The sequence below is a fragment of the Paenibacillus lignilyticus genome (assembly GCF_017942085.1).
GTDB classification, from domain to species: Bacteria; Bacillota; Bacilli; order Paenibacillales; family Paenibacillaceae; genus Paenibacillus_Z; species Paenibacillus_Z lignilyticus.
Window position 1 is genome coordinate 178,145 of sequence record NZ_JAGKSP010000009.1, and the last position, 20,215, is coordinate 198,359.

A 20,215-nucleotide genomic window follows, 5' to 3' on the forward strand; every position below is an offset into this window, starting at 1 on the left:
AGAAATCAAGGATACGATTATGCATGAATTTGCCTTATGAGCTAATCTTTCCTGCTTCATATTGATCCATTGTGAGCAGCACTTCACGTGGTTTGCTGCCTTCGTAAGGTCCTACGATGCTGCGCGCTTCCATCTGATCAATCAGTCTTGCAGCACGTGTGTAGCCAATACGCATCCGTCTTTGAAGCAAGGAAACCGACGCCTGCTTCGCTTCCAGCACGATACGGACCGCTTGATCATACAGCTCGTCCAGGATCTCTTCATTCTCGGATACGGTATCATCAATCTCCGGTACCAAATCTTCTTTATACTCGGCTTCGCCTTGACCGCGGGCATAAGCAACAACAGCTTCGACCTCGTGATCGGAGAGGAATGCGCCTTGCACCCGAATCGGCTTCGACATGCCGACAGGCAGGAATAGCATATCGCCCCGACCGAGTAATTTCTCCGCGCCTACCATATCCAGAATGGTACGCGAGTCGACCTGCGAAGAAACGCCGAAAGCAATTCGAGAAGGAATATTCGCCTTGATAACACCTGTTATAACGTCAACGGAAGGACGCTGTGTGGCAATGATAAGGTGGATTCCCGAAGCACGCGCCATCTGAGCCAGACGACAAATCGCATCCTCGACATCGTTAGCGGCAACCATCATCAAATCTGCAAGCTCATCCACGATAACAACGATATAAGGAAGTACCGCTGCCGGGTTATCCGCCATGAGCGTATTGTAACCTTCAATATTACGCGTGCCAGACTTGGAGAACATCTCATAGCGTTTCTCCATTTCGACAACGATCTTCTTCAGTGCTAACGAAGCACGTCTTGCATCGGTAACAACCGGTGCAAGCAAATGAGGAATCCCATTGTACATGTTGAGCTCGACCATCTTCGGATCGATCATAAGCAGCTTCACTTCATCCGGTCGCGCTTTATACAGAATGCTTGTAATAATCCCGTTAATACAGACGGATTTACCGGAGCCCGTAGCACCCGCTACAAGCAAATGCGGCATCTTCGCCAGATTCCCAACGATCGGTTGCCCGGAAATATCTCGGCCGAAAGCAATCGACATCTTCGAGCTCGCATTTAAGAACGAAGGTGTCTCCATAACTTCGCGCATCGTTACTACCGACACTTCTGTGTTCGGCACCTCGATCCCGATCGCCGATTTACCCGGGATCGGCGCTTCCATCCGAATATCTTTGGCTGCAAGCGCAAGCGCGATATCATCGGTCAGACCGACAATACGGCTAACCTTAACGCCTGTAGCAGGCTGTACTTCATACCGGGTTACAGTAGGACCTCGAACAACATCAAGCACCTTGGCTCTTACGCCAAAGCTCTCAAGCGTCGCTTCCAGTTTGCGTCTGGACTCCAAGGAGTCGGCTGTTTCCCCGGTCTTGCCAAGTCCGCTCGGCTTCTGCAGGAGTGCCATCGATGGCAGCACATAAGGTTTCTCCATTGGCCGCTTGACCACACTGAGCGTGCCTTCCGGCGAGTCCGGATCATCCGGCATAATGGCAGGACTTGTTGGGATGGCTGCGACCGGCAGCTCTTCCTCAAACTCATCGGCCTCCGCTACATCCTCCTGTCCTTCAGCCGGATCGTCGATCGGGCGGAAATCAGTGAGTACATCCGCGTTATCCTTCTCATCATCGTAAGGAAGCTCCCAAGCCGGAATCGGCTCTTGTTTCGGTTTCGCCGTTCGTTCTTCGATCTGCTCCAGCACATTCGCCTGCCAGCCAAGCTCGTCTTCATCTTCATCGTCTTGCCAAGGCATCCGTCCCGCTTGACCTTTGGCATCCGTCGTCTTATGTCCATCATCCATCTGCCACTCGGAATCATGAGCATCCCCATTAGTCTTCGGTACTTCGTTAAACCAAGAGAAAATAGGAAATCTGCTCTTCTTCGCACGCGGGTTATGCACCGGTGCATAATTCTCATCATCATCGTCATCCAGGTCATCCAAGGTCACGACATTGCCTTTAGCCGGACCTGCTTTCGCACCTGCAGATGCCAACGATTGTCTCTTCGTGAACAACTTCATACGCAGCAGCGACCAGAATCGTCCGCCTCTGATACGGCCAGCCCGCAGTAAATCCACATAGGATTTACCTGTCATGAGCATAATGGCGATCGCGAACATGACGATCATAATGAACTTAGCGCCAAAATAACCGAACAGCCAATAGAGCAGCGTATATTGAATGGCTCCCGCATAACCGCCGCTGACGGTCGGAACGACACCATCCACCTGAGTCTGCTGAGCTGAGGTCATTAATGTCCCGCGAATATCGCTTCCCAGTTGAGAAAGTATGTAAGAAGCCGTCAGTCCGCCAGTTGGTTCTGTTTTCAGATCCATCACGGCTACCGAGCTCCATAAGGTACATGCAAGTACGGCGAGTAGAAAGCCCGTCTTACGCGTGGACCAGCCTGTTGGCCAGGCGCGTTTCATCATGACAATCAGACCGACATAGATGCCGACTAAAGGAAGGACAAAATAAAACTTACCCAGCATTAAACCAAATAGTTTGGACAAGGAACGGCCAACCGTTGCTTCACCCGACAGCGCTATTACGGATACGGTTATGAGTAAAATGCCATATACTTCATATTTAAGGCTCGTCCCAATTGAGCTCTTTCTCTTCTTCTTTTTCTTCGCCAAAATGGTCACCTCTGGTAGCCATTATACCATAGGAGACCATAGGATGTGCTACTATTATCCAGCAAGGGCGGGCTTTCTACGAGGATGGATGCCCGAAAGCGATCAACGTTCCCGGGGAAAGCTCCGGACGTAAATACGCATCTAACGGACCGTCAAGCAAACGTACGATACGCCCGACACCCGGTGTAACCGATTCGATTTGCAACTGTACATCCCCGATCTTAATGGACACATAAGGCCCCGGCTGATGGTTGATTCCGTCATAAACAAGTTCCAGCGGCATTGTTGAATAGATCGTCATTGTGTTAACCCTCCTGCCCCGGCAGCGGTTGCTTGTTTACGCTGATCAATCAGTAAATTCAGATCACGCAGCGCCTGGCCAATGCCGCCTACAGCATCGATCAACCCATGCTTCACCGCATCCGGACCGATAACGGTCGTCCCGATATCCCGTGTCAGCTCACCTGTTTTAAACATCAATTCTTTGAATTTCGCTTCGGATATGTTGGAATGGGAAGTGACGAACCGAACGACCCGTTCTTGCATTTTGTCCAAATATTCGAAGGTTTGCGGAACTCCAATAACGAGTCCGTTTAATCGAATCGGATGAATGGTCATCGTCGCTGATTCCGCAATAAACGATTTGTTGCCGGCTACGGCTATCGGCACCCCGATCGAATGACCGCCGCCGAGTACCAAAGTTACCGTTGGCTTGGTTAGCGATGAAATCATTTCAGCAATAGCTAACCCTGCCTCCACATCCCCGCCGACCGTGTTCAGCACAATCATAATGCCTTCGATCTTAGCATTTTGCTCAGCGGCGACTAGCTGAGGAATCAAATGCTCGTACTTCGTTGTCTTGTTTTGCGGAGGCAATACGAGATGTCCCTCCACCTGCCCGATAATCGTCATGCAAAATATGTTGGACTCCGCTTGCGGCGTCGTCGTCTGACCCAACTGCTGAATCGTTTCCACGATCGGATTTGTGCTTGGTTTACGGTCAGGTGCCGGCGTCGGCTCCGGCTGCTCCGATTTATAAACTAATTGATCCTCAAACATATGCCTTGTCCTCCTCAACATTCCACCTAAACTGCCTATGGTCGGCTCTGCATAGTATGGAATCTGCCTGTAGAATTATACAATTCCGGGCAAAAAGAAACGGCCTCCGAGATTGAGCATGACGCTCTTCGGAGACCGTTTCCTATTGATGGGACAATTCTATACTTCCATGATGATTGGCAAAATCATTGGGCGACGGCGCGTTTGCTCATACAAGAAACGTCCGAGTGCATCTTTCACATTCGTTTTGAGCGATGCCCACTCATTGACTTTATCGTTCATCAGCTTATGCAACGTTGAAGTTACGATACGGTTAGCTTCTTCAAGCAGACCTTCGGACTCGCGAACGTAAACAAAACCGCGGGAGATGATGTCCGGACCGGACAAAATCGCGCCATCTTGCTTGCTTAACGTTACTACGACTACGAGAATGCCGTCTTGGGACAGAAGCTTACGGTCGCGAAGTACGATATTGCCTACATCGCCTACGCCAAGTCCGTCAATCAGGACGTTACCTGCAGGTACTTTGCTGCCTTTACGAGCAACACCGCCTGTGAATTCAACCGTATCCCCATTGTCGATTACGAAGATATTCTCGCGCTCGATCCCTACGGATTCACCCAACAAGGCGTGCTGGCGAAGCATACGGTATTCACCGTGGATCGGAATGAAATATTTCGGTCTGATGAGGTTAAGCATCAGCTTCAATTCTTCTTGGCTGCCGTGACCGGAAACGTGAACGCCGGAAACAGAACCCGGTCCGTAAATAACATTAGCTCCGAGACGGAACAGCTCGTCTACTGTACGGCCAACATAACGCTCGTTACCGGGAATTGGGGTTGCTGCAATAATAACAGTATCGCCAGGCATAATATCGACTTTACGATGTGTCGAACGCGCCATGCGCGTAAGAGCGGACATTGGCTCGCCTTGGCTTCCTGTCGAAAGGACTGCAACACGGTCAGCGGCCATTTTGTTGATTTCTTCAGGCTCGATAATCGTGCCTTCCGGAATGTTCAAATAGCCCAGTTCGGATGCGACCGACACGACATTGACCATGCTGCGGCCAACGACGGCTATTTTGCGTTTTGTTGCGATTGCTGCATTCACGACTTGTTGAATACGGTGCACGTTGGATGCAAAAGTTGCAACAACGACACGTTGCGTAGCTTTACGGAAGATATCTTCAAGCTCGACACCGATCATGCTCTCCGATGGAGTAAAGCCTGCACGCTCCGCATTCGTGCTATCCGAAAGCAAGGCCAGAACGCCGCGCGCTCCGATTCCCGCCATGCGCTGCAAGTCTGCATATTGATTGTTTACGGGTGTATGGTCAAATTTAAAGTCGCCCGTATGCACGACTGTACCTTCCGGAGTATCCAAGCATACGCCAACGGAATCCGGGATACTGTGGTTCGTTCTGAAGAAGGACGCTTTCATGGATCCCAATTGCACTTCAGAATCTGCATTGATCAGGATGCGTTTCGTCTCGCCAAGCAAGCCCGCTTCCTTCAATTTGCCTTCGATCAGGCCAAGTGTTAATTTCGTACCGTAAATCGGCACATTCAGGTGCTTCAATACATATGGCAAACCGCCAATGTGATCCTCATGGCCGTGCGTAATCAGAATCCCTCTTACTTTATCGCGATTCTCCGTTAAATACGTAATGTCTGGGATGACAATATCAATTCCGAGCATATCTTCTTCCGGGAATTTAAGACCTGCATCTACGACTACGATATCATTTCCATATTGAATGACATACATGTTCTTCCCGATTTCACCGACGCCGCCCAGTGCGAAAATAAGCAGCTTATCCTGGATGTTTTTCTTAGACAAGTGTATCCGTACCTCCTAATAGTTTTACGAAACAAACCAGACCTCATCTCTGCCCAACGACAGAAACCGAAGCTAATCTGATCGAACTTATATAATAGTTGTCCAAATTGTATGGCTGTACGTTCCTCCCGCAGGAACGCTGCTTCATACAAGTAATAACTAGTGCTGTTCAACGCCACCCTAGGCGTTACACATTTTCAATATTTTGCCGCACACCGTCACTTGCATTCATTATACATGATTGAAAATACGAAAAACAAGTAAAGGAGAAAATGTCCAGTCAAGAATGGCCTTCTCTATGTACAAACAAAAAACCGATGCAAGCGCACCGGTTTGTGGCGACTGCGGAAATAAGTACCACGAGCAGTGAATAACGTACTAATTTAGAATGCTGCGCAGCGCAGCCAGCTCCGACTCGTTCGCATCAACCAGAGGCAAACGAACGCCGCCTACAGGCAGCCCTTTCAGGTTCAGTGCCGCTTTCACGAGCACAGGGTTCGGAAGATCAAAAAGCCCTCTGAAGATAGGCAGCGAAGCAGCATGCACCTTGTAGGCTTGTGCAACGTCGCCCTTCAAATAAGACTCGATGATTTCACGAATCTGCTTGCCGATAATATGGCTGGCCACGCTGACAATACCATGTGCTCCTACAGCAACCGCAGGCAGTGCACTGCTGTCATCCCCGCTGTAAACGCGGAAATCGGCAGGTGCTTGCGAAGCGATCAAGGTCACTTGGTCAAGGGAAGCACACTCTTTGGTCGCCACGATATTCGGAATTTGAGCAAGACGAAGTGTAGTCTCAGCAGACATGCTGACAATCGTACGTCCAGGAACGTTATAGACCATAATTGGCAGTTTAGTGCCTTCAGCGATAACTTTGAAGTGCTGGAAAATCCCTTCTTGCGTCGGCTTGTTATAATAAGGCACAACCAATAATGCCCCATCCACTCCGCATTTCTCTGCCACTTGAGTCAAGTGGATGGAATGAGCCGTTTCATTGCTTCCGGAGCCTGCAATAATTTTGCAGCGTCCGCGAGCGTGCTCTACGGCAAAAGTAAACAATGCGATCTTCTCATCATCGGTTAGCGTCGGGGATTCTCCGGTCGTCCCGGAAACCACGATGCTGTCGCTCTGCTGATCCTCGATCAAGTAGTCCATTAACCTTCCTATCGTTTCCCAGTCAATCGATCCGTCCGCATGGAACGGGGTAACCATTGCAGTAATTATTCTTCCGAAATCCATGTATGATTCCTCCCAAGGTGAATCGGCTGTCTCCTTCACATCGACGGATAAGCACGTTTCATTCCGATGAAATATAAGTTAAGTATAAAGTAAAACTTATACGTTCTTATATGAAAAAAAAGGTCTGCGAAGCAAAACATTAAAACTCGGCTGCCTTGCTTCGCAAAACTTGACTTCGTAATCTGGTTTCGTGTTTCGAATTGCATGATTATAAGGCTACCTAAGATTGTTATTCATGTAAAGAAAATTTAGTGTGCAGCGCCTGCAGTGCACCGGCCATGTACTTCTCACTGACCAGCACCCAAATTGTCGTGTTGGAATCCGCTGATTGCAAGATGGGAATCCCTTGCTCCGTCAGCGCTTCCACAATACGTGCCATGATGCCGGGAACACCGTTCATTCCGCCGCCTATGACGGAGATTTTGGCACATCCGCTTACTGCCCGCGGTGTATAACCGATATCGTGCAGAACCGAAACGGCTTTGTCTGCATCATGATCAAATACGGTATAAACCGCACCACCGGGATTTACGTTAATAAAATCAACACTGATTTGATGCCTTGCCATCGCTTGAAACACTTGCAATTGCACGTCGGTGTGTCCATCCTGCGCCTGTACCGTAATTTGAGTAACGCCGCTGACATGTGCCACACCGGTGACATGACGATCTCGCACTGCAGAAGCTTTGGCAGCCGCATCGAAGGTGTCCGTCACAAGCGTCCCCTCTTCTTCGGAGAAGGTTGAACGTACTCGAAGCGGAATACGAGCCTGCTGGGCAATCTCTACCGCTCGCGGATGAATGACTTTCGCGCCTTGCCTTGCCATGTTGCCGATCTCAGCATAGCTGATTACGGATAATGGCCGAGCATCCTTCACGATCCTGGGATCTGCGGTTAGAATGCCGTTTACATCTGTATAAATATCGACTCGTTCAGCGCGGAGCGCAGCACCTAAGGCAGTCGCCGAAGTATCGCTGCCACCTCTGCCGAGCGTCGTAATATCCCCTGCTTCTGTCACGCCTTGAAATCCGGTTACGATTACAACTTGACCATCCTCTAATGCTTTATGAATGGCTTCCGTCCGAATTTCAATAATACGGGCACGCCCATATTGATTATCGGTTATAATGCCTGCGCCTCCGCCCGTCAACGCAATCGCCGGGATCCCTGCACCACGCAACAGACTGCATAATAAAGCGGCGGAGATGATTTCTCCGCAACCCTGCAGCATATCACGTTCTTTAGCAGGTAGTGAATCCCCATGATTGCGAATAAGCGAGAGAAGCGTGTCCGTTGCATAGGGATCGCCTTTTCTCCCCATTGCAGAGACGACAACGACGAGTCCATACTGTCGTTGCCGTTCCCGCTCAATATGTCCGATGACTAATTGTCTGGCTTCGTCCGAGGACAATGACGTCCCGCCGAACTTCTGAACGAGGATGCGCATTCACAAGCCTCCGTATCCGAACGAGAACAACGTCGTCGAATCGTTAGCTTCCTGAACAACCTGCTTCTGTTGTGTAGTGTCTACTCTTTCTCAATGGCGATGTATTCTGCGATTTGTACAGCATTCCATGCTGCACCTTTGAGCAGATTATCGGAAACGATCCATAGATTCAAACCGCGTGCATGGCCTAGATCACGGCGAAGCCGTCCAACGAAAACTTCAGGTTTGCCAGCCGCTTCGGTAGCCAGCGGATAACGTTGACCTGTAGGATCGTCGACAAGCTCGACACCCGGAGCTTCGGCAATGAGCGACCTGACGTCTTCCAGTTCATAATCTTGTTTGAGCTCTACGTATACGGATTCTGAGTGACCATAAACGACAGGAATACGAACACATGTCGCAGTTACGTCGATGGACTCATCATCCAAAATTTTCTTCGTTTCTCGAACCATCTTCATTTCTTCAAGCGTGTAACCATTGTCTTGGAACTTATCGATTTGCGGAATCGCATTGAACGCAATCTGATGTTTCACCGGCAACGATCCTACCGGCAAAATATCCGGATTCACGTCATTGCCGTCCAAAACCTCGCGTGTCTGACGCAGCATCTCGTCTATTGCACGGCTGCCTGCGCCGGAAACGGCTTGATAGGTGGAGACAATAATACGAGAAATACCGTATCGGTCTTGCAATGGCTTCAACGCTGCAACCATCTGTATCGTCGAGCAATTCGGATTCGCGATGATCCCTTTGTGATCATTTACCTTATCGATATTAACCTCAGGTACGACTAGCGGCGTATCCGGGTCCATCCGATAAGCATTCGTATTGTCGATGCAAACAGCGCCATGCTCGACAGCGTGGGGGGCAAGTGCCTTTGTCACATCGCCGCCCGCACTGAACAAGGCGATTTCGATTCCTTTAAAGCTGTCCGGTGTAGCTTCCTCCACCGTAATTTCTTTTCCCTTGAACATGATCTTCGTACCTGCTGAACGTGCGGAAGACAGCAATTTCAGCTCAGCGATCGGAAAATCCCTTCTCTCGAGCAAACCAATGATTTGTTCTCCTACTGCGCCTGTCGCACCAACTACTGCGACGTTAAACAACTTCTGATTCGACATGCTGGTTGTTGTCTCCCCTCAAAAAAGAACGTCCGTCAAGGCTTGCTCCGATTACATCTGAATTCGTAAAATCGAGACTTTTCTGCTTACAAATTAAGAACGTTCAATCAATAAAGGCTGCAGCTGTTTACCCAGTAATGCGGCTTCGCATGCCTCAGGTACGAGCTCCATTTTGGCGACAAGCGAGTTGGGCTTCTGAATGGGATTATCCTGCCCGAAGGGTACAAAATAAACGTTTTTACAAACTAAAAGTTTTGCAATGTTAGCGGCGTTTAAGCCGAGACCGTCATTCGTCGAGATGGCGAGAACAAGCGGACGTTGATTGCGCATTTGCGCTTTCGCAGCCATGAGTACAGGGCTATCAGTCATCGCATTGGCGAGTTTACTTGTCGTATTGCCCGTGCAAGGTGCAATAACAAGAACGTCGAGCAGTTTAGACGGCCCCAGGGGCTCAGCATCGACGATTGTCGAAATAATTTCATTGCCAGTGATGGACTTTAGCTGCCGCTGCCACTCTGCCGCAGTTCCAAATCGCGTATCCGTAGTAATCAGTGTTTGCGTCACGATTGGAACAACATTCGCTCCCTCGTCAACAAACCGCTGAATGACCGGCATGACCTCTGCAAACGTACAGTGAGAACCGGAGAGCGCATAGCCCACCGTTTTGCCTTGCCATTTCATTGCTCATTCCCCCGTTGCCTGAAATCTTCCTCAATCAATCGACTTAAACAATCCGCAATGATACGTCCAGCGGTTTTGGGTGCGACGATTCCTGGTAGGCCGGGGGCGAGCAACGCTTTAATTCCGCGCTTCTCGGCAAAGCGGAAATCCGTTCCGCCGGGCTTCGAAGCGAGGTCTATAATGACCGCTCGCGATGGCAAATTTGCTATAATTTGCGCTGTGACTATCATAGTCGGAATTGTATTAAAAAGCAAGTCAATATTCCCTACAAACTGCTGTAATTGCTTGATGTAGAAGGGCTCGAACCCCATCTCATAAGCTCTTGCAAAATGCTCCTCGCGGCGCACGCCTACCTTCACTTTTGCCCCAAGTCCTTGCAAGGTGCGTGCCAATGTAAATCCAGTTCTGCCGATACCGAGCACCATGCAGGATGAACCGTGAATGGTGATATCCGTGTTCTGAATCGCCATCATGACGGCACCTTCCGCTGTCGGGATCGAGTTATAAATGGCGACATCATCGCGGTCGAACAATTCAACAAGCCGAATCGCATATTTAGCGCATAAATTCCGCAAATATGGCTTTGCCATCCCCGTATACACGGTGCAATGCTTCGGTAAACGTGCAACATAATCATCAGTCAGCACTAATTCGCGGTCACTGAAAACAGCAATGATTTTGCCGTCATCGTCCGTTCCGACGGCCGGCAGCACCAGCGCATCAGCAGTCGCGAACAAATCCTCGCTGAGCTCGGCGCGCACCGCTCCGTCCAGTGAGGAATGCAGCTGATCAAAGCCCGCAACCGTAACCGATGCATCGAGCTCGGTCAGCTTCCGGATGACCTCAAGCCCCCGAGCGTCGCCGCCAAGAAGCAAGACCTGAACCCCTGTCAACATAAGGGTATCACTCCTTTCCTACTGTAACCGTTAGACGCGTAAGCATCGCGGCTCGGTTAGCAGCACTACTGTAACCGTTAGACGCGTAAGCATCGCGGCCCGGTTAACAGCATCTCTGTAACTGCCCCAGCGCCTTCCGTCAAGGCAACCCAAATGACAGTATGCGCACTTGGTTATAGACCATCTTATGCATCCGCCCAGAGCGGGGTGAAAATGAAATTCGGGCCGCCATTAAACGCAAAAGAGCACCGAGGCTGCTGCCTCGGTGCTCTTCTCGCAATAAATATATAATTTCTGCTTTTTCGGGTTACACGCCTGTATGGCCAAAGCCGCCTGCACCGCGCACGGTATCCGGCAGCTCATCCACCTCGGTAATGGCTACATCAGGCACGATTTGGAACAGCATCTGCGCAATGCGCTCCCCGCGCTCAATGGTAAACGGCTCTTGCCCCAAATTAACCAGCAGCACCTTTACCTCGCCGCGGTAATCGGCATCGATTGTCCCGGGTGAATTCAAGCATGTTATCCCATGTTTGTAGGCAAGCCCGCTTCTTGGACGGATTTGCGCTTCCAGTTCTGCGGGCATTGCCATCGAGAACCCCGTCGGGATGAGCTTGCGCTCTCCCGGGTTCAAGATGACAGGCTCGTTAACTGCCGCTTGAAGATCGAATCCCGCCGCAAGCTCTGACATCTTGCGCGGCAGTGCGATTTCTTCACTGCCTGGCAGTCTTTTAAATAACACTTGAAACAAGTGAATCCCTCCCGATTGACGCTGCTGCTTTATCGTTGCTGCCGACCATCGCCACGGCAAAAGGAACGGATAGCATTCGTTTCGTTACGTCTTGAATATCCTTCATATCGACATCATCAATGCGCTTCAACATTTCATCCAGCGTATAGTGACGGCCGAGCATCAGCTCGTTCTTGCCGAGTCGATTCATTCGGCTTGACGTGCTTTCGAGGCTAAGAATCAGACTTCCTTTCAGCTGCTCCTTACCACGGTGCAATTCAGTATCCGTTAAGCCTTTAACGGCCAAATCATGCATTTGAGCCATCGTCAACTCCAGCACTTCTTTCGTTTGCTTAGGCGCTGTCCCTGCATAAACGGTAAACAATCCGCTGTCTGCGTAAGATGTGTGATAGGAATAAACCGAATACGCAAGTCCGCGTTTCTCGCGAATTTCTTGGAACAGTCTGGAGCTCATGCCTCCGCCAACCGCATTGTTCAGCAAAATCATCGCATACAGCTGCGGATCTGCAATGGAACAGCCCGGGAACGAGATACAAATATGGTTTTGCTCGGTCTTCTTCTTATGGAACAAGTATTGCCCGCTAAAGGTTGGAGTGGAAACCGCAGTTTCCGTTCCGTTATTTTGGAAGCCGCCGAAATGTTTCTCCAGCAGCTCGATCAGCGCTTTTTCTTCCACATTGCCTGCCACACTAATGACGGTGTTGTCGATTCGATACTGGCTCTTCATATAACCGCGCAGCGAGTCCCCGTCCATGGCACTTAAACGCTCTTCCAGACCAAGAATGGAATAAGCAAGCGGGTGATCCCCGTAAGCGGCACGCGACGCTTCATCATGTACTTTATCATCGGGTGTATCTTCATACATCGAAATTTCTTCGAGAATGACGTTTTTCTCTTTTGCCAATTCTCCCGCGTCCATTTGTGAATTGAAGAACATGTCTGCTAACGCATCCACGGCGATTGGCAAATGCTGATCCAATACTTTGGCAAAATAACAAGTGTATTCTTTGGCCGTAAACGCATTGACATTCCCGCCGATACCATCGAAAAGATCCGCGATATCTTTAGCGCTGTGACGTTCCGTTCCTTTAAACAACATGTGCTCGATAAAATGGGAAATGCCATTATTCTCCGGCGATTCATTTCGCGAGCCGGTCTTGACCCAAATTCCAAAGGCCACCGATCGGAATGTCGGTATGTATTCTACTACGACGCGCAAACCATTGCTAAGGGTATAGTTATTCAATTCGGTTCCTCCTACACGTTTTCTGCTGCTTCTTCTCCACCTAGCAGAAATACAATGACTTCACTATAACAAAATTATGGTCTTGCCTCAACTAATGAGGTTCTCTTGGAGGAAAGCGTCTCGCTTACCGTGCCGAGCATAAGCCCTTTCTGCTTGATTGCGGTTATCATCCCTTGAAGCGCAGCACTCGATGAATCCGTCGGATGCATCAGGATGAGCGATCCGGGCTCTACGCGAGTGCGGACCTTGCGAATGATCGAATACGCAGGCGGATGCATCCAGTCTACCGTATCGAGCGTCCAGAGGACGGTTTTGAGCCCCTGCTCCGCTGCCACATCAACCGTCATTTGGTTATAGTCCCCGGAAGGCGGCGCGAACCACTTGTTCGTGACATTCAAGGTCGACTTAAGGAGCGCTTCGGTCTTTGCAATTTGATTATATGCAGAACGCCGATCAAGTTGACTCATCTTTGGATGCGTATAGGCGTGATTCGAGATTTCATGTCCCTCTGCTTGAATCTGCTTAGCGACATCGGTATTTTTCTTGAGCCACGACCCATCGAAGAAGAACGTAGCTTTTACGTTTTCCTTCCTCAGCGTGTTCAGCATGGACGAAATGTATTCATTGCCCCAAGCAACATTGATCATTAGCGCTACCATAGGTTTGTTTGGATTGCCTTTATAAATGGGAACCCGTCCAAGGTCATCCAAACTAATTTTCGGTTCTACTTCTTTGTATACAAACCGAATAGGCTCGCTCTCCGGGGCATTCTCCATGAGCCGATAGGTTTTGTCCACATCAATCTCGAGCCCGTTATAGCCCGGTATCGCTTTCCATACCCGATCCACTCTCGCGTCGACCGGTGCTATACGCTTCTTCTCTGCCTCCAATTGAATCGTATCCAGGAGCGCCGAATTCGTACCGGAAAATGCGTATAGCGTTGGTACAAAAGCCTCACGGTCTCCATGCTTAAGTAGCATCACATAATCATTGAGCGGGCTATTAAGCCTTACAAACAAAATCAGTGTAAGCATGACTGATGCCATGACGATTGCTTTTTTCAGCTTCATAGGAGCTGTCCCACCCTTCTCCTTCATCATATTATGGCTAGGCCCACTTTATGAGAAGAAGCGAAGAACATCGATGCAACAAAAAAAGAGACAGATGCTGTCATCTGTCTCTAACTTCGTATCTGCCCTCGCATTCCTTAGGACTGCTGAGCAGGAACCTCTGGAGTCAGAACCGCTTTGCGGGACAAGTTGATGCGGCCTTGTTGGTCGATTTCCGTTACTTTAACGGTAATTTGATCGCCGATTTTCAAGACATCTTCAACCTTCGCAACACGCTCTGTGGAGATCTGTGAAATATGAACCAAACCATCTTTATTCGGCAAAATCTCAACGAAGCAGCCGAATTTCTCGATCCGTTTTACTGTACCGAGGTAAACCTCGCCTACAACGACTTCGCGAACGATGCCTTCGATGATTTGTTTTGCGCGCTCATTCGCTTCTGCGTTGGAAGAAGCAATGAAGACTGTTCCATCTTGCTCGATATCGATTTTCACGCCGGTCTCATCAATGATTTTATTGATGATCTTACCGCCGGAGCCGATAACGTCACGGATTTTGTCCGGATGGATCTTCATAATGACGATCTTCGGTGCATATTGCGACAGGCTCGTACGAGGTGTTTGCATGACTTCATTCATTTTACCTAGAATGTGCAAACGGCCTACACGTGCTTGCTCCAAGGATTGCGAGAGGATCGCACGATCGATACCGTCGATTTTGATATCCATTTGAATGGCAGTTACGCCTGCTGCCGTACCGGCAACTTTAAAGTCCATATCGCCGAGGTGATCTTCCATCCCTTGAATATCCGAGAGAATGGAGAAGTGATCGCCGTCTTTGATTAGACCCATTGCGATACCTGCTACAGGTGCTTTGATTGGAACGCCTGCATCCATCATGGCAAGTGTGCTTGCGCAGATACTTGCTTGGCTGGTGGAGCCGTTCGATTCCAATACTTCGGAAACGAGACGGATCGTATACGGGAATTCCGTTTCATTCGGAATGACTTTGGACAATGCGCGCTCGCCAAGAGCACCGTGACCGATTTCACGACGGCCCGGAGGACGCAGCGGTCTGGCTTCCCCTACACTGAACGGAGGGAAGTTATAGTGATGCATGAAGCGTTTCGTTTCGGTCAGATCGATACCATCGAGAATTTGCACGTCGCCAAGTGCGCCAAGCGTACAAATGCTTAGTGCTTGCGTTTGTCCACGTGTGAACAACCCGGAACCATGCGTACGTGGCAGCAAGGCAACATCACATTCGATCGGGCGGATTTCGCTCAGAGCTCGTCCGTCCGGACGAATCTTATCATGCGTGATCAAACGACGAACTTCTTCTTTCACGATATCGTAAAGAACTTCCTTTACATCGCCAAGAAGCTCAGGCGTTTCCGCATATTCCGCTTCAAAGTGAGCGATCGTATCCGCATTCACAACGTCAATCGCTTCTTGACGAGCATGCTTCTCCGCAATGCTGACTGCTTCAACAAGACGTGTTTTCGCGTAGGCGCGAACAGCCTCATTCACCGCAGCATCCACTGTATGTAGCTTCACTTCAACCTTCGGTTTGCCTGCAAGAGCTTGAAGCTCTTCAATTGTAGCGACAATACGTTTGATTTCATCGTGTCCGAACATGATGGCTTCGAGGATGACATCCTCCGGTACTTCGTTTGCTTCCGCTTCAACCATCATAATCGCATCTTTTGTACCTGAAACTACAACGTGAACGTCGCTCTTCGTTTCTTGATCAACCGTTGGGTTAATGATGAATTGACCATCGATACGGCCAACGATTACGCCGCCAATCGGTCCGTTGAACGGAATATCAGACAGCGTTAACGCTGCCGATGTACCGATCATCGCTGCGATTTCCGGTGTGCAGTTTTGATCCACGCTCATGACGATGTTGGCAATCTGAACTTCGTTACGGAAGCCTTCCGGGAATAGCGGACGAATCGGACGGTCGGTCAAACGGCTCGCCAGAATCGCTTTCTCACTTGGACGTCCTTCACGTTTAATGAAGCCGCCCGGAATTTTACCTACGGCATACAGACGCTCTTCATAATTGACTGTCAGCGGGAAAAAGTCCAGATTCTTCGGTTCGCTGGACGATACCACCGTACACAAGACTACAGTTTCACCGTATTTCACGGTTACTGCTGCGTTTGCTTGTTTTGCCAGACGACCCGTCTCCAGAATAAACGGTCGGCCGCCGAGCGTTGTTTCTACACGATGCAGCATATTATTCCTCCTTAACTGCAAGCCGCTACATCCCACCCGGGATGCTCAGCTGTCAGGTTTCGTTAATTTCCATGCGCAAACTTACATACCAAAAACTGCTGTAAAATTACCTATAAGAAAAGCTCCGAATGGAGCTGTTCAAAAACATTATGTATGCTTTATTTACAAAAAGCAACCCAGTGCAGCTGAGCCTGGAATCCCAGGCGGCTTGACAACCAGGTTGCTTTTATCCCCGCATCTATTATCGGCGAAGGCCGAGTTTTTCGATCAATGCGCTGTAACGTTTAACGTCTTTGTTTTTCAAGTAAGCCAACAGTTTACGACGTTGACCAACCATCTTAAGCAGACCGCGACGCGAGTGATGATCTTTCTTGTGCGTCCGAAGATGATCTGTCAAGTTGACGATGTTTTGCGTCAGGATAGCGATTTGAACTTCCGGAGAACCGGTATCGTTCGCGTGGGTTTTGTGTTCGTCGATCAATTGGTGTTTACGCTCTTGTGTAAGTGCCATCCATGTTCACCTCCTTCTATCATAATCGCCGTTAGCCTCGCCGTCGCCCGGTGAAAAACGAACTGGCCAAGCTAAGGTTCTGTGCATTGCGCGTGTAGTGAGACTAGAATATGATTACGCAACGAAATAGAGTATACCACAACTGCCTATAAGAAGTAAATGCCGAGCTTAATTCTTATTGTAAGCAGCCAGAACGGAACTCGCCTGTTCGGCATCCGATTTGATCTGAGCAATCAATTCATCAATGGATCCGAACTTCTTCTCGCTTCGCAAAAAGGAGATAAATTGGACTGTGATGGATTTGTCGTACAGATCGCCGCTGAAATCAAGCAGATGCGCTTCCATGACAGGCTCCGGCAGTTTCTCGTGGAAAGTTGGCTTCACGCCAATGTTGAGTACAGCCGGCACCCGCTTCCCGTCAACTTGTACCATTACCGCATAAACGCCTTGTCTTGGAATCACATAAGCTGCTTCCTGCTTAATGTTCGCTGTCGGAAAACCAATCGTCCGTCCTCTGCCTTCCCCGTGAATAACTACGCCCCGCACTTGGTACGGTTCGCCGAGCAGCTGTTCCGCTACTTCGGGCCGCCCTTCCGAGAGTGCCTCACGTATCAGCGTGCTGCTTACTTTATCCCCATCCTGCATGAAAGGATCCACGATTTCCACCTCGATATCAGGCTCACCAAGTGCCCATAATGTTTCCGGCTTCCCTGCACCCTTGGCTCCGAAGGTAAAATCAAAGCCTACCGTCGCTTTCTTCACCTGAAGAGGACGAAGTACCTGCTCGACAAAGTCCGCCGGCGTAACGCTCGCGAACTCCAAATCGAAGTTCACGATGTATACGACTTGAGCGCCTAATTTGCGAAAGCGTTCGACCTTCTCATCAAGAGGAGTTAGGCTTGCCGTATACTGCCCGCTCTGACCAAGCACTTCCTTCGGGTGAGGATGAAAGGTCATGATAGCTCCCTGCAGGCCAGCCGCACGGGCAGTTTCCATCGCATGCCGAATCACGTTCTGATGGCCGCGATGTACGCCGTCAAAATGACCGATTGCCAGCGTTTTCGGTTTCGCTGTAAGCGCTGCTTGAGACGAGACAATTGGATATTGTAATGAGATGATTTCCACTGCAGTCACACCTGCTTTATGTTCTTCACTAATCTGCTGTTTTGGTGAACACCTTCACAGCTTTAAGCGTCGCTGTTTCTTCATCCGGAGTAAACAACCCTACGAATGAACCGTCTTTGCCATAGAGGCGAATGATGGAATCCGCAGCATATTCTCCATGAACGAACATCGCGTTCAAGTAGATCCGCTTGCCTTGGAAGGCGCGCTGTACATTCTCCATGCTGACAGTAGCACGGGGAAAATGATCAAGCGCCTCATCAGATGGCGTCAGCTTCTCTTCCAGTTCGCCGGCAGCTTGTAGCTGCGCGATTTGTTCGAGCGTGAAGCATTGCTCCTTTGTAAAACCTCCGGACATCGTCCGAATTAATTCCGCCATAACAGCAGGTACTCCAAGGGCTTGTCCAATATCTACACACAGCGTGCGAATATAGGTGCCTTTGGAGCAGGAAACGGAGAAACGAATAGTCGGATGAGTCTGATCCAGCTTCATGTCCAGCAAATCCAATGCATAAATCGTTACTGGCCTGGATTTGCGTTCAATCACTTGGCCTTCGCGTGCCAATTCGTATAACCGTTTACCATATACTCGAACAGCGGAGTACATCGGAGGCACCTGCTCGATATCGCCCACGAACGAAGACAAGACGCGGCGAATATCCGCTTCCGTCAACGTCACGGAAGGAAGCTCTTCGAGCACAGTTCCGGTTAAATCCTCTGTATCGGTCGCGATGCCAAACTGCATCACCGCTTCATAGCATTTAGGCCGCTCCTGCACGTATTCGACTACGCGCGTCGCCCGCCCAATACAAAGCGGCAGCACACCGGTTACGGCAGGATCAAGTGTACCGGTATGGCCGATTCGCTTGACTTTAACGATCCCTCTGACTTTCGCGACCACGTCATGCGAGGTCCAGCCAGCCGGCTTCCAAACCGCCAATATGCCATCCATCATAAGTTTAACGCCTCACTTGCTACCTGCACAACTTTGCCGATCGCTTCCTGTATGCCTTGCTCCAATCGAAAACCTGCAGCCCGAACATGTCCGCCGCCGCCAAACGTTTGCGCAATTGCCGAAACATCTGCTTTTCCGGAAGAACGCATGCTGACTTTCACATCGCCATTCTCGGTTTCTTTAAACAAGATGCCCACGTCAACGCCTTCCACATTTACAGCATAGTTGACCAGACCTTCAAGGTCATCGCCAACCGCACCGGTTTCCGCCATATCGGAGAAAGCAACATACAACCATGCAATCCGGTTATCGTCGGAGAACGTCAACCGATTCAATCCACGCTGCAAGAGAAGCAGCTGCGGCTTTGTCATCTGCTCCAGCAAATGATTGGCGATCCAGTGTCCTTCAACCTCTTCCGCAAGCATGCGGGCTGCAACCTGCATAACCCTTGGCGTTGTGTTGGAGTAACGGAATCCGCCGGTATCGGTAAGAAGACCTGTATAAATGGCGGTAGCAACCTCACGATCAAGTGAAATGGCCCCATGCTCAATAAGATCATATAAAATTTCGACCGTTGCGGCCGCATCGATTCGGATCAAGTTAGCGGTGCCGAAAGCATCATTAGTAGGATGATGATCGATATTAAGCAGTTGAGCTGATTCGGCAAATCTTTCGCTTACACGCCCGATTCGGCGGAAGTCCGCGCAATCAACGGCAATGATACGGTCGAACGTTTCTTCCAACGGCTGCTTGCTATAATTAATAATCGACGCAGACGATTCCATATAATGAAGACGAATCGGTACGGCACCTTCATTAATCAGGACGGCTTGTTTGCCCAATTGACGAAGAATCCAGCCGACTACGATCGTCGAGCTGATTGCATCTCCATCCGGCTGAACATGCGAGACGACAAGAAACCGATTGCCGTCTCGAATGAACTCAAGCGCCGCTTGCAGCTGTTCCGTATAAGCGGCCGAGAAAACCGCAGCTTTCGCCGCAGTCATTCGCCGCTCCGGCCATTAATCGTATGCAGCAACGCTTCGATCTTGCTGCCATACTCGATGCTGCTATCGAATTTAAACAGCAGCTCCGGTGTATGGCGGAATCGAATTCGTTTACCGAGCTCAGAGCGAATGAAACCTGTACCGCGGGCTAGAGCTTTAAGCGTTTCTTCTTTCTGCTCTTCACTTCCGAGGACACTAAGATACACACGTGCTTGCGACAGGTCATTCGTAAGATCAACGCCGGTTACTGTAATGAAACCGATACGCGGATCTTTAAGCTCGGTCTGAATGATTTGGCTTAATTCTTTCTTGATTTGTTCACCTACACGTCCTACGCGGACTTTAGCCATAGGTTGA

Annotated in this window: 18 protein-coding genes; all 18 read right to left on the reverse strand. The window is 49.7% G+C overall.

The genetic code is table 11. From position 1 onward, the window contains the following. Positions 1-34: 34 nt before the first annotated feature. Complete coding sequence (locus I8J30_RS20940; protein ID WP_210661428.1) at positions 35-2,668, reverse strand: FtsK/SpoIIIE family DNA translocase; 2,634 nt, start codon at positions 2,666-2,668, stop codon at positions 35-37. Between the two features lie 76 nt (positions 2,669-2,744). Continuing rightward, positions 2,745-2,969 (reverse strand): YlzJ-like family protein, encoded by a 225-nt coding sequence (locus I8J30_RS20945; protein ID WP_210661430.1) that lies wholly within the window; start codon positions 2,967-2,969, stop codon positions 2,745-2,747. Further along, a complete protein-coding gene (locus I8J30_RS20950; RefSeq protein WP_210661432.1) occupies positions 2,966-3,727 on the reverse strand; it encodes a ClpP family protease in 762 nt (253 codons plus the stop codon). The genes I8J30_RS20945 and I8J30_RS20950 overlap by 4 nt, the downstream gene beginning before the upstream one ends. A gap of 159 nt (positions 3,728-3,886) precedes the next feature. After that, complete coding sequence (locus tag I8J30_RS20955) at positions 3,887-5,566, reverse strand: ribonuclease J (protein ID WP_091218615.1); 1,680 nt, start codon at positions 5,564-5,566, stop codon at positions 3,887-3,889. 378 nt (positions 5,567-5,944) lie between these two features. Continuing rightward, the gene (dapA, locus tag I8J30_RS20960; protein WP_210661435.1) at positions 5,945-6,808 is read right to left on the reverse strand and encodes a 4-hydroxy-tetrahydrodipicolinate synthase; all 864 of its coding nucleotides are present in this window, start codon (positions 6,806-6,808) and stop codon (positions 5,945-5,947) included. Between the two features lie 229 nt (positions 6,809-7,037). Next, complete coding sequence (gene dapG, locus I8J30_RS20965) at positions 7,038-8,255, reverse strand: aspartate kinase (RefSeq protein WP_210661437.1); 1,218 nt, start codon at positions 8,253-8,255, stop codon at positions 7,038-7,040. A gap of 80 nt (positions 8,256-8,335) precedes the next feature. Further along, positions 8,336-9,376 (reverse strand): aspartate-semialdehyde dehydrogenase, encoded by a 1,041-nt coding sequence (locus I8J30_RS20970; RefSeq protein ID WP_210661439.1) that lies wholly within the window; start codon positions 9,374-9,376, stop codon positions 8,336-8,338. Positions 9,377-9,469: 93 nt separating this feature from the next. Beyond that, the gene (locus tag I8J30_RS20975; RefSeq protein ID WP_090976436.1) at positions 9,470-10,057 is read right to left on the reverse strand and encodes a dipicolinate synthase subunit B; all 588 of its coding nucleotides are present in this window, start codon (positions 10,055-10,057) and stop codon (positions 9,470-9,472) included. Continuing rightward, entirely contained in the window at positions 10,054-10,953 is a 900-nt protein-coding gene (dpsA, locus tag I8J30_RS20980; RefSeq protein WP_210661441.1) for a dipicolinate synthase subunit DpsA, read from the reverse strand. Before dpsA ends, I8J30_RS20975 begins: the two co-directional genes overlap by 4 nt. Before the next feature lie 307 nt (positions 10,954-11,260). Beyond that, positions 11,261-11,704 (reverse strand): dUTP diphosphatase, encoded by a 444-nt coding sequence (dut, locus tag I8J30_RS20985; RefSeq protein ID WP_210661443.1) that lies wholly within the window; start codon positions 11,702-11,704, stop codon positions 11,261-11,263. Further along, positions 11,685-12,950 carry a M16 family metallopeptidase gene (locus I8J30_RS20990; protein ID WP_091218630.1) on the reverse strand — a complete coding sequence of 422 codons (1,266 nt, stop codon included), beginning with the start codon at positions 12,948-12,950 and terminating at the stop codon, positions 11,685-11,687. The genes dut and I8J30_RS20990 overlap by 20 nt, the downstream gene beginning before the upstream one ends. A gap of 74 nt (positions 12,951-13,024) precedes the next feature. Next, positions 13,025-14,020 (reverse strand): polysaccharide deacetylase family protein, encoded by a 996-nt coding sequence (locus I8J30_RS20995; protein WP_210661445.1) that lies wholly within the window; start codon positions 14,018-14,020, stop codon positions 13,025-13,027. Between the two features lie 137 nt (positions 14,021-14,157). Then, a complete protein-coding gene (pnp, locus tag I8J30_RS21000) occupies positions 14,158-16,263 on the reverse strand; it encodes a polyribonucleotide nucleotidyltransferase (protein WP_210661447.1) in 2,106 nt (701 codons plus the stop codon). Between the two features lie 241 nt (positions 16,264-16,504). Beyond that, positions 16,505-16,774, reverse strand: a complete 270-nt coding sequence (gene rpsO, locus I8J30_RS21005; protein ID WP_090574209.1) for a 30S ribosomal protein S15 — start codon at positions 16,772-16,774, stop codon at positions 16,505-16,507. Positions 16,775-16,942: 168 nt separating this feature from the next. Then, positions 16,943-17,899, reverse strand: a complete 957-nt coding sequence (locus I8J30_RS21010; protein ID WP_210661449.1) for a bifunctional riboflavin kinase/FAD synthetase — start codon at positions 17,897-17,899, stop codon at positions 16,943-16,945. Between the two features lie 28 nt (positions 17,900-17,927). After that, on the reverse strand, positions 17,928-18,851 hold the full coding sequence (gene truB, locus I8J30_RS21015) for a tRNA pseudouridine(55) synthase TruB (RefSeq protein WP_420831244.1): 924 nt from the start codon (positions 18,849-18,851) through the stop codon (positions 17,928-17,930). Beyond that, positions 18,848-19,858, reverse strand: coding sequence for a DHH family phosphoesterase (locus I8J30_RS21020; protein ID WP_210661450.1), 1,011 nt, complete (start codon positions 19,856-19,858; stop codon positions 18,848-18,850). The genes truB and I8J30_RS21020 overlap by 4 nt, the downstream gene beginning before the upstream one ends. Beyond that, positions 19,855-20,208 (reverse strand): 30S ribosome-binding factor RbfA, encoded by a 354-nt coding sequence (gene rbfA, locus I8J30_RS21025; RefSeq protein ID WP_091218644.1) that lies wholly within the window; start codon positions 20,206-20,208, stop codon positions 19,855-19,857. The genes I8J30_RS21020 and rbfA overlap by 4 nt, the downstream gene beginning before the upstream one ends. Between the last annotated feature and the right edge of the window lie 7 nt (positions 20,209-20,215).